A 14,598-nucleotide genomic window follows, 5' to 3' on the forward strand; every position below is an offset into this window, starting at 1 on the left:
ATACATTTATCAAATAAAACCATATTTTATTACTGATTTAAAAACAAAATTTAATATTTTTGATATAAATGTCAATTTAAATCTAACGAAATATGAAAATTAAATACATAAGTGCCTTTTTTCTTGGAGTATCTTCTGTTCTGTATTCTCAGCAGACCAATGATACCATCTCTAAAGAAGGAAAGATTGATGAGGTAGCCATAACAGGAAGCAGGAATAAAAAAAGAACGGTTGTAGACACTCCGGTTCCGATTGACATCATCGACATTAAACAGGTAAGCCAGTCAACAGGGCAGATTGAAGTCAACCAGCTTTTACAGTTTTCTGCACCTTCATTTAATTCCAATAAACAATCCGGATCAGATGGAGCAGATGCAGTAGATCCGGCAACATTAAGAGGACTTGGTCCTGATCAGACATTGCTTTTGCTCAACGGAAAAAGATATCATCAGTCTTCATTAATCAACCTTTTTGGTACAAAAGGCCGCGGGAATACGGGATCTGACATGAACACGATTCCTGTGGGTGCGATAAAAAGAATTGAAGTTCTTCGTGACGGAGCATCGGCACAATATGGTTCGGATGCGATTGCAGGAGTAATTAATGTAATTTTAAATGACCGTAATCACGGTTTTGAAGGCAATGCTTTTTATGGAGTCAATCTTTTTAAAAGTCCGGGAGATCATGATGTGGTTTCTGACCGGAAAATAGACGGAAATACTTTTGACTTTTACGGAAATTATGGAACAAAAATAGGCTCTAAAGGCGGTTTCGGAAATTTTACGGCAGAATTTGTGAATAAAGAATATGCGATCCGTAATGCCAATCCTGAAAAATACGATGCTCCGAGACAAAGATTTGGGGATGCAAAATCACAGAATTTTTATTTTTTCGGAAATATTGAGATTCCGATATCGGATAATTTAAAATTCTATTCCAGACAAGGATTTTCGCACAGGAATACCAACGCATATGCATGGACAAGAAGTGCGGATGCAGACGGAAATATCCCGCAGGTTTATCCCAATGGCTTCAATCCTGTTCAGGACACCAGTATTTCTGATTTCACCTTTGATAATGGTTTAAAATTTAAAGTTGCAGAGTGGGAAGTTGATGCGTACAATGCGTTCGGAAGCAACAGATTTACTTACCAGATCGATCATACCATTAATGCAACGCTGGGTGTAAAATCACCAACGAGTTTTGATGCAGGAGGACATTCTTTGCTGCAGAATACAACAGGCTTCAATGCAACCAGACAGTTTTCGGTTCTGGAAGGGCTGAATGTGGCGTTCGGATCAGAATTCAGATATGAAAAATTCAATATTATCAAAGGTGAAGAAGCTTCTTACGCTATGTATGATGTGAATGGAAATATTGTGACGGTAAGTACTCCTTCAACATTATTGGTAATCAACCCATTAAGCGGAAATGTAAGACCGGGCGGTTCTCAGGGCTTTCCCGGATATTCTCAGGAAATTAACAAATCCAGAAATAATTTTGCAGCGTATGTAGATACCGAACTCGACATTACCAAAAACTGGATGGTAAGCGTTGCCGGAAGATTCGAAAATTATAATGATTTCGGAAGCACCCTGAATGGAAAACTGTCTACAAGATACAAAATAACACCACAGTTTGCATTCCGCGGCTCTTTTTCTACGGGATTCAGAGCTCCTTCTCTGGCTCAGAAATATTACAGCTTACAGTTTACCAATTTTCAGGGCGGAAATCTGGTAACAATTCAATTGGCGTCTAATGACAGTAATCTGGCAAAAGCAGTAGGAATTCCGCAGCTTAAACAGGAAACTTCTGTGAATGGAAGTGCCGGATTTACCTTTAACACAGGGAAATTTACGGCAACAGTAGATGGATATTACATCAAGGTAAAAGACAGAATTGTTTTAACGGGAAATTTCTCGCAGGATGATGATGCGATCGGAAATATTTTAATTGAAAACCGCATCGATCAGACTCAGTTTTTCACCAACGCAATAGATACAAGAACTAAAGGGCTTGATGTTATTTTAAGTTTTAACGAAAATATCGGAAAAGGAAAACTGACGGCAACATTAGCCGGAAACTACAACGAAATGGAGATCACAAAAGTGAATACTTCCGACAGGCTGAAAGGAAAAGAAGACATTTATCTCAGCCCTAGGGAAAGAGCTTTTATTTTAGCTTCTGCACCGAAAACGAAGATCAATTTAAACCTGAATTATAAGATCAGTAAATTCAATGCTAATTTACAGCTGGTTAGATTTGATAAAGTGACTCTGGTAGGCTATAACGGACCGGACGATTACCAGACTTACAATCCGAAAGTCACGACAGATCTTTCTTTTGGTTATGAATTTTCCAAAAACATCAATCTGACTATAGGAAGCAAAAATTTATTCAACAGATACGCTACTTTACAAAGAGATGCTGTTTCATCCGGAAACACGGAATCAGGAGGTATTTTTGATCCGGTACAGATGGGATTTGCAGGAAGACAGGTTTTTGCAAGATTTAATTTTAAATTTTAATCTTTATATCATAACAAATAATGGCTTCTGGAAATTCGGAAGCCATTATTTATTGAACAAAACTATTATTTTTTAGAAATTTTATACAATTTTCCACTGTCTGTAACAGCGTACAGATTTCCGTCGCTTCCATTGAGAACATCTCGGAATCTTTCGTTCTGATCTTCCAGAAGCCTTTCTTCTCCTATCACTTTATTGTCTTTCATTACAATCCGGCTGATGTGTTCTCCGCTTAAACAGCCGATCATTAGATTCCCTTTCCATTCGTCGATATTTCCGGTGTAGAACGTAACTCCGCTTGGCGAAATCACAGGATCCCAGTAATAGACAGGCTGTTCTGTTCCTGCTTTTTGTGTTGTCCCATTGTTGATTTTATCTCCGGAATATTCGATTCCGTAGGTTACATCTCCCCAACCGTAATTTTTTCCGGGTTTTATTAAATTAATTTCATCTCCGCCTCTCGGTCCCATTTCTACATCCCAGAGATTTCCGCTCGGATCAATTGCCAGACCTTGCGGATTTCTTATTCCGTACGCATAAATTTCAGGTTTAAACCCTGTTTTTCCTATGAAAGGATTTCCGGGAGCCGGCTTCCCTTCCTTTGTTATTTTTAAGATTTTACCTAAATAATTATCCGTTCTCTGCGCATAAACTCTCGTTTGCTTATCCGATCTTTCTCCTGTACTTACAAATAAATTTCCGTCTTTATCAAATGCCAATCGGCTTCCATAGTGCTTGTCTCCATCATACGTCGGAGTTGCTCTGAAAATAACTTTTACTTCAGAAATTGTTTTTAAATCCTGAGAAAGCTTTCCTTTTGCAACAGCGGTATGATTTCCATTTTCATAAGGTTCTGAAAAACTGAAATAAATGATATTGTTTGTTTTAAAATCAGGATCTAAAGCCACGTCAAGCATTCCGCCCTGCCCTTTCGAATCTACTTTAGGGAAGCCTTCGATTTTTGAAATTTCTTTTCCGTCGGCAGAAACCACATTCATGTATCCTCTTTTATCTGTAATTAAAAATCTTCCGTCCGGTAAATTGATAATTCCCCAAGGATTCCCCAGATCTTTATTTAAAATTTCGATATTATAAGGCGTTGAGGTTTTTACAGCTTTTATTCTGGTCTGTCCGGCAAAAGCAGGTTTATATTCCGGAGAATTAGGCTCTTTTGTTTCTACGCTTCCGTCTTTCCCGAGCTTTTGGGCATTAAGTGTATTTTCTTTACATGATGAAAATATGAGAAAAACACTGATTGCTGAAATATAAAGTTTATTGATTTTCATTGAATTAGGATTATTATTGAATTTCAAATGGAAAAATAGTGCCATAAAATTTGGCAGTTTAAATTTTTATTCTACATTTGTAGAAACAAATAACAACTCGTAGAATATGAAAGAAATAAAACTGACCGATTCTGAGAAAGATATTATGGAAATTCTCTGGGAAAAAGAAAAAGTTTTCATGAAGGACATCTTAGAATCGTACCCCGAACCGAAACCTGCCACCACAACCATTGCCACCCTTCTGAAAAGAATGCAGAATAAGGATTTTGTTGGCTACAAATTGTATGGAAATTCTCGCGAATATTATCCAAAGATCGCGAAAGGAGAGTATTTCAAAGAGGAAATGACTTCCATGATTGACCGTTTTTTCAACAGTTCCGTAACGCAGTTTGCATCGTTTTTTACTTCCAATGCAAAGCTTTCCCAAAAACAACTGAAAGAACTCCGTGAAATTATCGACCAGCAAATCGACGAAAAATGATGATCATTTTAAAAATAATTCTGTGTTCTTCCTTGCTTTTGACTGGATATTACGTGTTTTTGCAGAAGGAGAAAATGTACGGTTTCAACAGGTTTTACCTTTTGCTTTCCCTTGTATTTTCCTATACCGTTCCATTTATTTCCATTCAATCAGAAACTTCAAGACCGATAACTCGTTTACAGAACACTATTGAAGCAACACAACAGATTATAGACATTACACCGAAACAGGAAAGCTTTAACTGGATGAATCTGCTCTGGATAATCTACGGAACTGTAACATTGATTTTCCTGATTAGAACTATATTATCATATTTAAAAATTAAAAATCTGAATGGTGAAAAAATGATCTATCAGAATCAAAATATCATCATCACAAATGAACCTATTTCGCCTTTCAGCTTCTGGAATACGATTTATTTAGGCAGAAACTATCTGATTGACAATAAAATAGATTCCAGAATATTTCTTCATGAAAAGAGCCATCTGGAACAGAGGCATAGCATTGATATCATTATTGTCGAGATCATAAAGATAATTACATGGTTCAATCCTGCCGTCTATTTTTATAAGAAAGCAATAATTACCAATCATGAATTTCTGGCAGATGAATCTGTTTTAAAAAACGATTTTGCCATAAAAGACTATCAGAATTTAATTCTGGAAGAAATTATTTCAAGCCAAAACTATAACCTTACGCATACATTCAATTTCAAAAACACCAAAAAACGATTTATTATGATGAACACCAAAAAATCTAAGCTGGCAGACTTAAAAAAAGTAATCAGCATTCCGGTTTTGCTGATTGCTTTCGGACTATTCGTGCAGAAAACCTACGCCACTCCGATGGAGAAGATGATCGAAAAAACGCAGGAAACAATATCAGAACCTGTGAAAAAACAGATTGCTGAAAGTAATGAACCCATTACTAATGTTGTTAAAAACGAATCTTTAAACCCAGAAAGTGGAATTACTGAGCAATTAAGTGAAAACATTATTGATGAAGGAGTTATTCAGGATACCATCCGACCGAAAGAGGGTAAAAACATGGCAACAAAAGATGAGGCAACTTTACTTCCGCAATATCCGGGTGGAATTAATGAAATGAGGAATAAAATGTCGAAAGCATTTGACGCGTCTAAAATGAATCTAGGCAAAGAAACGTACAGAACTGAAATTAACTATATTGTTCTGGAAGACGGAAATATTGCGGATGTGAAAGCATCAGGAAACAATGAATCATTTAATGCAGAAGCAGTAAATTCTTTCAGAAAAGCTAATGAAAACATCGTCTGGAAACCCGCAGAAAAAGAGGGAAAACCTGTTCGTTACAGCATGAGAATTCCGCTAATGATGTCTTTTCAAAATTAGAATCGATTTTTTTAAATAAAACAGGATTCAGATTGAGTGCTGTTTTGTTTTGAATATAATCACGCATCTTATTCTAATGAATCTGTGGTATAAAATACTTCCCAATGTCAAATATATCTTTCGTATTTTTGTTAGGATAACATCACAATTTTTATGAATTTCAAACTTCAATCAGAATATAAACCTACCGGAGATCAGCCACAAGCGATAGAAAAGCTCACCGAAGGCATAAAAATCGGGGAAAAATACCAGACGCTTCTGGGAGTTACCGGATCCGGAAAAACATTTACCGTTGCCAATGTGGTGCAGAATGTACAGAAACCAACCTTGGTTTTAGCCCACAATAAAACTTTGGCAGCACAGCTCTTCATGGAGTTTAAAGAATTCTTTCCTGAAAATGCCGTTGAATATTTCGTAAGTTACTACGATTATTATCAGCCGGAAGCTTACATCGCCACAACCGGAACTTACATCGAAAAAGACCTGAGTATCAACGAAGAAGTTGAAAAATTAAGACTTTCCGCAACCGCGAGTTTACTTTCAGGAAGACGTGACGTCCTCATTGTTGCCTCAGTTTCATGTATTTACGGTATCGGGAACCCTACGGAATTTCACAAATCTTTAATTTCTATTGCGATCGGTGAAAAAGTGACAAGAACCGCACTGCTCCACTCTTTAGTTAACGCATTATATTCCAGAACATTAAATGAGTTCCAAAGAGGAACATTCCGTGTAAAAGGAGATGTGATTGATGTTTTCCCTGCTTATGCAGACAATGCGATCAGAATTCAGTTTTTCGGGGATGAAATTGAAAAAATCCAGAGTTTTGATCCGGTTTCGGGAAATGTAACAGGCGCTTTTGATCAGATTCAGATCTATCCTGCCAATCTTTTTGTAACATCGAAAGAGACTTTGAACGGCGCAATTCGTGATATTCAGGATGATCTTGTAAAGCAGGTTGATTTTTTCAATTCGATTGAAAAACCACTGGAAGCCAAAAGATTACAGGAAAGAACCGAACTTGATCTGGAAATGATTAAAGAACTCGGCTACTGTTCCGGAATTGAAAACTATTCGCGATATCTCGACGGAAGGTTACCGGGAACAAGACCTTTCTGTTTATTGGATTATTTCCCAAAAGATTATTTGATGGTGATTGACGAGAGCCACGTTACGGTTCCTCAGGTTCACGCCATGTACGGAGGCGACCGCAGCCGTAAAGAAGCTTTGGTGGAATACGGATTCAGGCTTCCTGCGGCAATGGATAACCGTCCTTTGAAATTTGAAGAATTTGAAGCCATTCAGAATCAAGTAATCTATGTTTCCGCAACTCCGGCAGATTATGAACTGGAAAAAACCGGAGGTGCTTATATTGAGCAGATTATCCGTCCAACCGGACTTTTAGATCCGATTATTGAAATCCGTCCTACCCAGAATCAGATTGATGATTTAATGGAGGAAATCCAGAAAAGAGCAGATCTTGATGAAAGGGTTCTGGTAACGACGTTAACCAAGAAAATGGCGGAGGAATTAACAAAATATTTTACCAAATTCGGGATCAGAACACGGTATATTCATTCCGATGTGGAAACCTTGGAACGTATCCAGATTATGCAGGATCTGCGTGTGGGACTTTTCGATGTTTTAATCGGGGTAAATTTATTGCGAGAAGGTCTGGATTTGCCGGAAGTATCTTTAGTAGCCATCCTCGATGCGGATAAAGAAGGGATGTTGAGAAGCCGAAGATCGATGATCCAAACTGTTGGTCGTGCCGCGAGAAATCTTAACGGAAGAGCCATTATGTATGCCGATAAGATCACCAAATCGATGCAGGCAACGCTAGATGAAACAGAATACCGCCGTGCAAAACAGATGCAGTATAATGAAGAGCATGGAAAAGTACCTGTCGCATTAAATAAAAAAATCTCGGAAAGTCTTGTCGGAAGAAGTAAAGATTTTCCTGATGAAAAATATACCCAGAAAGAAATTCTTCAGAAAGTTGCCGAAGCAAAAGCAAGCTATACTTCTGAAGATATGGAAAAGGTAATTGCGCAAAAGCAGAAAGAAATGGAATCTGCAGCAAAAAATCTTGATTTTATTAAAGCAGCTAAACTGAGAGATGAAATCGCTGCTTTGAAAGGATAATAATTTGGTTTCGGCGGTCGCGGCTTTGCCGCGACCGCCGAAACCTGAATATATTTAAAAACCAACCAGCTATAAAATGAAAAGAGTAACAGGAATCGGCGGAATATTCTTCAAGTGTAAAGATCCGAAAGCTTTAAAAGAATGGTATACAACTCATCTTGGAGTTGATGTTAATGAATACGGCGCAACTTTCGAATGGAAAGAGGCTGCGGAATCCAATCCAAATGGTTCTTTAACATGGAGTCCTTCTCCTGAAACCACTAAGTATTTTGAGCCTTCCACAAGGGACTTTATGATTAATTATACGGTTGATAATCTTGAAGCTTTAGTTGAAGAACTGAAAAAAGAAAATGTTGAAATTTTAGACGAGATCGCGGTTTATGATTTTGGAAAGTTTGTACATATTCTTGATCTTGAAGGAAATAAGATTGAGCTTTGGGAGCCTAAATAATTTTTGATTTATTTTGAGATAAAAAAAGTTTCGGCGGCATCTTCGATGCCGCCGAAACTTTTTGCTAAAATTTATACGTCTTTGTTTTAGGCTTTTGAAAACTCACTACTCCTCCCCGAATTGGAGCCAGCAAATCCATTAAACCATTCAGTTTTATTTCGTAAATCGTTGCTAACTGCATTCCCAGCTTGCCTTTTGGCATTCCTTTTCTGCAAAACCATTCAAGATAGCTTATCGGCAGATCCGCGAGAATGGTTCCTTCGTATTTTCCGAAAGGCATTTTAACAACGCAGATTTCCTGTAGTATTTCAGGGTTTATTCCGTTCTCCATGTTATATCATTAAATCTATTTTACCTTCCAGTTCTTCATTTTTGTTCGGAAGTTCAAGTTCAGGAGTATCGTCATCCGAAAACTCATTTCTGTATACCTGAATCAAAAGCAAAGTTAACGAAATTAAAATCGGACCGAAAACCAATCCCATGAATCCAAATAAATTCATTCCCATAATAATTCCGAAAACAGTGTTTAAAGGATGGATATCTTCTAATTTCTTCAGAAGCGTAAAACGAAGCACATTATCGGTTAATCCTACAACAATAAGGCAGTAAGCGGCCAATCCCAGTCCTGTTCCCGTATTGCCCTCTGCAATCATATAAATGCAGACCGGAATATACACAATTGCTGCGCCCACCACAGGAACCATCGAAGCAGCTGCCGTTAATGCAAAAAGTAAAACAGGACTCGGCGCATCAAAAATAAAATATCCTACCAGTGCAACAATACCCTGTCCGATAGCAACCACGGGAATTCCGATGGCATTTGCCATGATAAGCTTTCTCATCTTTTCGCCGATCATAGATACATTTGCTCTTTTCAAAGGAGCGGAAGACGACAGAATTCTTTCAAAAAAACGCGGCTTTGCCAACATAAAATAGAGAATAAAATACATCGACATAACTACGGTTAATGTATTTACAGTTCCGCTGAGAGCTTTTGTAGAAAACTGCCCTACGTTGCTTTTCAGCTTGTCCATATTTTCTTTGCTTAAAATATCGAACCCTACTTTATCGAAAATATAAGTATGAATTTTTTCCAGAAATACGTTAAACTTATCCATGTAAGCCTGCGCATTTCCTAATTTCTCAATTAAAAGATCTCCAATAAAATAAATGGGAAGAATAAGAATGACTAAACTGGCAAACATCAGTGTTAATGACGCAAGCCACGGTTTCCAGTTTTTCTCCTCCTGCAGATAAAAGTTATACTTTCTGCAAACCACATAGATGGTAATTGCTCCCAGAACAGAAGGGATAAACAGCGCAAGATTGTAACAGATTAAACCTGTAAGAACCAAAATGATAGCAAGAAGAAATACCTGCTTTATTTTAACGCTGCTGATTTGTTCATTTTTATTCATTATTTGTTAAATATTATTTGTCTTGGTTTTCCTAAATGAGCGCAGTACAGAGAATACATGACTGCAAAAATGAATGGTGCCGTTACAATAATTCCAATAAAGCAAAGCACTATTCCGGCCATTGATAAAAGGAAACCTACAAATGTTGCGCCAAGGAATACTCCGTAATTTTCTTTTACGATATTAAATGACTTTCCCAAAGCATCCGTTGCAGATGCATTTTCAAATAATAAAATCGGGTAACCCAGCATCAGAAAAGGATAGACAAAAATAATCGGGAATACACAAAGAGAAAGAGCAACGGAAGAAATAACTCCTGCCAGTAATGCGTAAATCAGGATATTTACAAAATTTTGTTTGTATCCGATAAAAAGATCAGAAAACTCGATAGGATTTTTTGTGTTGTATTTATTCGTCATGTAAATTAATCCCACATACAAAGGAGAAAGCAGAAGCCCTAAAACTCCGGATAACGTTAAATACAAAGGCATTCCCGGCGCACTGAATGCGCTAAAACTAGAATAATCGCCGGAATCCCGCATATCTTCGAACATTGCCGCTGAATTCACCCCGGAAACAGACTGAATAATGGCACCTAAAATACTGTAAATAATCATTGCAATTACTGCATACAGGAAAATACCTTTATACATTTCGAAAGCATGAGAAATAATGGATCCTGTACTTTTTTCCGGAACAGAACCCTGCTGGTCAAATTCATTAAATTCTGACATGGTGTAATTTTTTAATGTTATTACTACCAAATTAATATTTTTTTAGCAGAAATACATTAAAAACACGTCAATTTTATTCTTTTTCGGAGAAAATGGTTTTATAAAGTGAATAAATCATTGCATTCCAGAACGGAAAAGTGAATAAACCTCCTATAAAGAATAAAGTAAATCCAATGTATTTAAAAATTACTGCAACCATCACACAGACAAATATTTCCAGAAAATACATCTTCAGTGCTTTAAAATTCAAAGAAATCGATTCGAAGATGGTTCGGTTCATAAAAAACATCATAGGAGCTACAAATATTGTAATGCAAACCCAGATTACAGGCAAAATTAAAGTATTGAAAATCATGGCATAGATCAAAAACCAAAAAAGACCGTAAGAAATATATCTGAAGAAATTTGTGCCGTTATAACCTGCCAGCAAATCTCCGATCTCAATTTTCTCTTTTAAATCAATCTTTCTGAAAATCTGAAAAAATCCGAGATTTAAAGGATAAAGAAAAACCAGTGTCCCCAGTAAAGCATAGCTGAAATATCGAGAATTATCTGTTTGCCCAAGTTCTGCAGCTTTTGCTAAATAAGCATCCATTCCGTTTTTATAGGCTTCCAGAAGTTCCTGCTGCTGATCCAGAACTCCGAATTTTTCTGCAAAGAAAAACATTGAAGTAAAAAATATGGCAAAGTAAAGCACCGAAAACATCAGCTGAAAAATCAGTGTTTTATTCCAGTAGAAAAATGCCTGCTTCAGTATAAAATCTAATCCCGGTTTCTGCGGATATTTGTTTTCCATTAAAAAAATTTTGTGCAAAAGTAAACATCAATAATTACTTTTGCGGAATGTTTTCGGCGAATCATCAAAAATTTATTGAAATGGATGAACTTTCACTACAGAAAGTTCCCTACTTTTTTATCATTGATTTTCTTACGGAGAATGTTGAAATCTTTAAAGAAGATGAAATTGAAAATTCAGGCTTATTAATTGATTTTCAAAACTTTTCAAACGTACAAACAAAGCCTCATTTAAACAAAAAAGTAGAATGGATTTCTTATCCTGAAACTTTGGAAAGCTTTAAAACAGGATTCGATAAAGTTCAGAAAAATATTCGCTTCGGAAATTCTTATCTGGTAAATTATACCCGAAAAACTAAAATTGAGACGAATTTAACACTGAAAGAAATATTTTATCATTCTTCCGCGAAATATAAAGTTTTTTATAAAGATTTTTTCGTATTTTTTTCTCCTGAAACTTTTGTAAAGATCAACGACGGAAAAATTTTTACCTATCCCATGAAAGGCACTATTGATGCTTCTCTGGATAATGCGGCAGAAATTCTTAAAAATGATAAAAAAGAGAAAGCCGAACATTACACAGTGGTAGATTTGCTCCGAAACGATCTGAGCATGGTGGCAGACGATGTGAAGGTTGACAAATTTCAATACATCGATTTCATCAAAACAAAACAAAAAGATTTGTATGCCATGAGTTCCGAAATTTCAGGAAACATCAAACCTGAATTTAATGGAAAACTGGGAAGCATTATGAAAAAACTGCTTCCTGCAGGTTCTATTTTGGGAGCTCCAAAACCTAAAACACTGGAAATTATTCTGGATGCAGAAGGTTATGAAAGAGGATATTATACAGGAGTTTGCGGTTGGTTTGACGGAAAAAATGTCGACAGTTGTGTCATGATCCGTTTTATTGAAAAAGAAGGAGAAGAGTTTTTCTTTAAAAGCGGGGGCGGAATTACACACATGAGCAGGTTAGAAGACGAATATCAGGAAATGAAAAACAAAATCTATGTCCCAATTCATTGAAAGCATTAAAGTAGAAGATCAGGAAATTTATTTGCTTGAATTTCATCAGAAGCGTGTAGACCAGACTTTCGCCCACTTCGGGAAAGAAGGCACAATAGATCTTGCGAAGGTGTACAAACATCTGGATCATGATGAAGACGGTCTTTTCAAGCTGAGACTGGTGTATGATCTTGATAAAAAGATCCGTACCCAGATGATTCCTTATGCAATTCCTGAAATTGATGATTTCCAGCTGGTGGAAAACAACAGCTATGATTACTCTTTTAAGTTTGAAGACCGGAAAGAACTGGAAAAAATGAAGATGAAATCCAAAGCGGAAGAGATTATTATCGTTAAAAACAATCACATTACCGACACTTCATACTCCAACCTTTTATTTCTGAAAGGCAAAGACTGGTTTACACCTTCAACTTATCTTTTGAACGGGGTACAGAGACAAAATCTTTTAAAACATAAAAAAGTAAAAGAAACCGAGATCACTTTACAGAATATAAAGCAATTCTCTCATTTCCAAATTATTAATGCAATGAATGATTTTGACGAAAACTTCATCTATCCTTTGGACAGAATTATCAATCTGCCGGGAAATGAAGAATATTTAGATCTTTAATTTTCTTTCAGGAAGTTGAAATAAGATTTCTGTATATCTGCATTATGTAGAGCCTGCGTATTGATTTCCAATATTTTAGGCTGAACATCCGGTTTAAAGAAATTTTCAAGAACACGGTCTAAAGTTACCTCTTCATCTACTCTTGTGTAGGAGAATCCGAAATGTTTGGCTAAATACTCGGCATTTTTATGATGCTTTGTAGCGATAAATTCGTCTAACGTATTCGGATTGGCATTTCCCGGTCCCGGAATAATTTTGAAGATATTTCCTTCGCCGTTATTAAAAATCATGATTCTTACAAACGGAGGAATGTACTGATTCCAAAGTCCGTTAATATCATAGAAAAAACTTAAATCTCCGGTAATCAACAAAGTAGGATTAGAATTTTTGATTGCAAATCCCATTGCTGTAGAAGTGGAACCATCGATTCCGCTTGTTCCTCTGTTGCAGTAGATTCTTCTTTTGCCGTAATCGAAAAGCTGTGCATAGCGTATTGCCGAACTGTTGCTGAAATGAATATTGTAATTTTCAGGAACAATTTGTGCCGTTTTATTGAAAAAATAAAAATCTGAAAAATCCACGGAACTTATGAACTTCTCATGTTTTGCATCCTTTTTATCTCTTAAAACATCCCATAGATTGAAATAAGGTTTAGGTTCGAGATTGACAAATTTTAATAATTTAGAAAAGAAAACTTCAGGTTTTACCTCGATCTTTTCAGTCAGGGAAAAATACGTATCCGGCTGCCATACAGGATCTAAATGCCAGTGCTGTTTTGGCTTTGCCTTTCTTAAAAACTGTTTTACTTTTTTGGAAACAACGTTTTGCCCCACTGTGATCAGCAAATCCGGTGCATACATTTTAAAATCTTCTTCCGTGAAATTGAAAACGTATCGGTCTATATGTCTGAAAAATTTTTCGTGGTATAAATTTGAATTTGCTTCACTCAACACAACAACCGTGTGATTTTTAACCAATTGCGTTAGCTGATTTTCCAATTCCGGACTGTGATCTTTGGTTCCCACAAGAATCATGATTCTTTGTGAAGTATTCCAGTCTGCAACAAGGTTAGAAGGAATTTCGTATTCTTTCTGTTTGATTGTTCTTTCAACCGTCGGGAAAGTCGGCAATTCTGAAATTAATTCATACAAAGGTTCTTCCAGAGGAATATTGATGTGAACCGGACCTTGTTTTTCAATACAAAGTTCAATGGCTTTTTTAATGATATCAAAATTAATGTCTTCCGCATTTTCCTTTCCGTCTTCCAAAAGCTGAAAATCTCCGTAAGAATGCTGATGAAAAAGATTATTCTGACGGATCGTCTGTCCGTCGAAAATATCCACATAATCCGTTGGTCTGTCAGCAGTTAACACCAAAAGCGGAATATTGGAATAAAAAGCTTCCGTGATCGCCGGATAATAATTTACGGAGGCTGAACCACTTGTACAGGTAACTGCAACAGGTTTTTTCTCGCTCATCGCCATTCCCATTCCTACAAAAGCCGCACTCCTTTCGTCCACAATACTGTAACAGTTGAAACTGTCGATCTCTGAAAAATGAATCGCCAAAGGTGCATTTCTGGATCCCGGGGAAACAATGATATCTGAAATTCCGTATTGCTGAAGAAGGTGTGCAAGTATCTGAATACTTCTTTTGGAAGAATATTTTTTCATAATACAAATTTAACTGATAAATGCGTAACACGAAATAATTTTTAATTTAAAAATCTGTAATTTAGCAGTTCGTAAATTTCT

The 14,598-nt window shown here is 36.5% G+C and carries 13 protein-coding genes; 7 read left to right on the forward strand and 6 right to left on the reverse strand.

Going from position 1 to position 14,598, the window contains the following annotated elements:
• The first annotated feature begins 92 nt into the window (after positions 1-92).
• Positions 93-2,528 carry a TonB-dependent receptor plug domain-containing protein gene (locus tag AC52CF_RS20560; RefSeq protein WP_496517617.1) on the forward strand — a complete coding sequence of 812 codons (2,436 nt, stop codon included), beginning with the start codon at positions 93-95 and terminating at the stop codon, positions 2,526-2,528.
• A gap of 65 nt (positions 2,529-2,593) precedes the next feature.
• Here the strand turns inward: AC52CF_RS20560 and AC52CF_RS20565 are convergent, their stop codons facing one another.
• Complete coding sequence (locus tag AC52CF_RS20565) at positions 2,594-3,814, reverse strand: PQQ-dependent sugar dehydrogenase (protein ID WP_214591164.1); 1,221 nt, start codon at positions 3,812-3,814, stop codon at positions 2,594-2,596.
• A 106-nt stretch (positions 3,815-3,920) separates the two neighbouring features.
• On the opposite strand from AC52CF_RS20565, the gene AC52CF_RS20570 reads away from it, so the two are divergent.
• The 4 genes from AC52CF_RS20570 (at position 3,921) to AC52CF_RS20585 (ending at position 8,261) form a co-directional block, all read left to right on the forward strand.
• On the forward strand, positions 3,921-4,295 hold the full coding sequence (locus AC52CF_RS20570; RefSeq protein ID WP_214587967.1) for a BlaI/MecI/CopY family transcriptional regulator: 375 nt from the start codon (positions 3,921-3,923) through the stop codon (positions 4,293-4,295).
• Positions 4,292-5,665: a M56 family metallopeptidase gene (locus AC52CF_RS20575; protein ID WP_290264191.1), complete on the forward strand. Its 1,374-nt coding sequence runs from the start codon at positions 4,292-4,294 to the stop codon at positions 5,663-5,665. The genes AC52CF_RS20570 and AC52CF_RS20575 overlap by 4 nt, the downstream gene beginning before the upstream one ends.
• Before the next feature lie 153 nt (positions 5,666-5,818).
• Positions 5,819-7,810: an excinuclease ABC subunit UvrB gene (gene uvrB / locus AC52CF_RS20580; RefSeq protein ID WP_214587962.1), complete on the forward strand. Its 1,992-nt coding sequence runs from the start codon at positions 5,819-5,821 to the stop codon at positions 7,808-7,810.
• Positions 7,811-7,886: 76 nt separating this feature from the next.
• On the forward strand, positions 7,887-8,261 hold the full coding sequence (locus AC52CF_RS20585; protein ID WP_214587960.1) for a VOC family protein: 375 nt from the start codon (positions 7,887-7,889) through the stop codon (positions 8,259-8,261).
• 64 nt (positions 8,262-8,325) lie between these two features.
• Here the strand turns inward: AC52CF_RS20585 and AC52CF_RS20590 are convergent, their stop codons facing one another.
• The 4 genes from AC52CF_RS20590 to AC52CF_RS20605 form a co-directional block, all read right to left on the reverse strand.
• Entirely contained in the window at positions 8,326-8,580 is a 255-nt protein-coding gene (locus AC52CF_RS20590; protein WP_214591163.1) for a DUF3820 family protein, read from the reverse strand.
• 13 nt (positions 8,581-8,593) lie between these two features.
• On the reverse strand, positions 8,594-9,679 hold the full coding sequence (locus AC52CF_RS20595) for an AI-2E family transporter (protein ID WP_214587959.1): 1,086 nt from the start codon (positions 9,677-9,679) through the stop codon (positions 8,594-8,596).
• Entirely contained in the window at positions 9,679-10,413 is a 735-nt protein-coding gene (locus AC52CF_RS20600) for a beta-carotene 15,15'-monooxygenase (RefSeq protein WP_214587958.1), read from the reverse strand. Before AC52CF_RS20600 ends, AC52CF_RS20595 begins: the two co-directional genes overlap by 1 nt.
• Positions 10,414-10,486: 73 nt before the next feature.
• Positions 10,487-11,209 (reverse strand): hypothetical protein, encoded by a 723-nt coding sequence (locus AC52CF_RS20605; RefSeq protein WP_214587957.1) that lies wholly within the window; start codon positions 11,207-11,209, stop codon positions 10,487-10,489.
• A gap of 47 nt (positions 11,210-11,256) precedes the next feature.
• On the opposite strand from AC52CF_RS20605, the gene AC52CF_RS20610 reads away from it, so the two are divergent.
• Both AC52CF_RS20610 and AC52CF_RS20615 read left to right on the forward strand, forming a co-directional pair.
• Positions 11,257-12,234, forward strand: coding sequence for an aminodeoxychorismate synthase component I (locus AC52CF_RS20610; protein WP_214587956.1), 978 nt, complete (start codon positions 11,257-11,259; stop codon positions 12,232-12,234).
• Positions 12,218-12,844: an aminotransferase class IV gene (locus tag AC52CF_RS20615; protein ID WP_214587955.1), complete on the forward strand. Its 627-nt coding sequence runs from the start codon at positions 12,218-12,220 to the stop codon at positions 12,842-12,844. Before AC52CF_RS20610 ends, AC52CF_RS20615 begins: the two co-directional genes overlap by 17 nt.
• Here the strand turns inward: AC52CF_RS20615 and menD are convergent.
• Positions 12,841-14,517, reverse strand: coding sequence for a 2-succinyl-5-enolpyruvyl-6-hydroxy-3-cyclohexene-1-carboxylic-acid synthase (menD, locus tag AC52CF_RS20620; RefSeq protein ID WP_214587954.1), 1,677 nt, complete (start codon positions 14,515-14,517; stop codon positions 12,841-12,843). The two genes, AC52CF_RS20615 and menD, sit on opposite strands and share 4 nt — an antisense overlap.
• Positions 14,518-14,598: the final 81 nt, after the last annotated feature.

Source organism: Chryseobacterium sp. 2P, assembly GCF_059579425.1.

Coding starts and splice junctions, on each gene's coding strand:
- AC52CF_RS20560 (WP_496517617.1), top strand. CDS start 93: ATGAAAATTAAATACATAAGTGCCTTTTTTCTTGGAGTATCTTCTGTT.
- AC52CF_RS20565 (WP_214591164.1), bottom strand. CDS start 3,814: ATGAAAATCAATAAACTTTATATTTCAGCAATCAGTGTTTTTCTCATA.
- AC52CF_RS20570 (WP_214587967.1), top strand. CDS start 3,921: ATGAAAGAAATAAAACTGACCGATTCTGAGAAAGATATTATGGAAATT.
- AC52CF_RS20575 (WP_290264191.1), top strand. CDS start 4,292: ATGATGATCATTTTAAAAATAATTCTGTGTTCTTCCTTGCTTTTGACT.
- uvrB (WP_214587962.1), top strand. CDS start 5,819: ATGAATTTCAAACTTCAATCAGAATATAAACCTACCGGAGATCAGCCA.
- AC52CF_RS20585 (WP_214587960.1), top strand. CDS start 7,887: ATGAAAAGAGTAACAGGAATCGGCGGAATATTCTTCAAGTGTAAAGAT.
- AC52CF_RS20595 (WP_214587959.1), bottom strand. CDS start 9,679: ATGAATAAAAATGAACAAATCAGCAGCGTTAAAATAAAGCAGGTATTT.
- AC52CF_RS20600 (WP_214587958.1), bottom strand. CDS start 10,413: ATGTCAGAATTTAATGAATTTGACCAGCAGGGTTCTGTTCCGGAAAAA.
- AC52CF_RS20605 (WP_214587957.1), bottom strand. CDS start 11,209: ATGGAAAACAAATATCCGCAGAAACCGGGATTAGATTTTATACTGAAG.
- AC52CF_RS20610 (WP_214587956.1), top strand. CDS start 11,257: ATGTTTTCGGCGAATCATCAAAAATTTATTGAAATGGATGAACTTTCA.
- AC52CF_RS20615 (WP_214587955.1), top strand. CDS start 12,218: ATGTCCCAATTCATTGAAAGCATTAAAGTAGAAGATCAGGAAATTTAT.
- menD (WP_214587954.1), bottom strand. CDS start 14,517: ATGAAAAAATATTCTTCCAAAAGAAGTATTCAGATACTTGCACACCTT.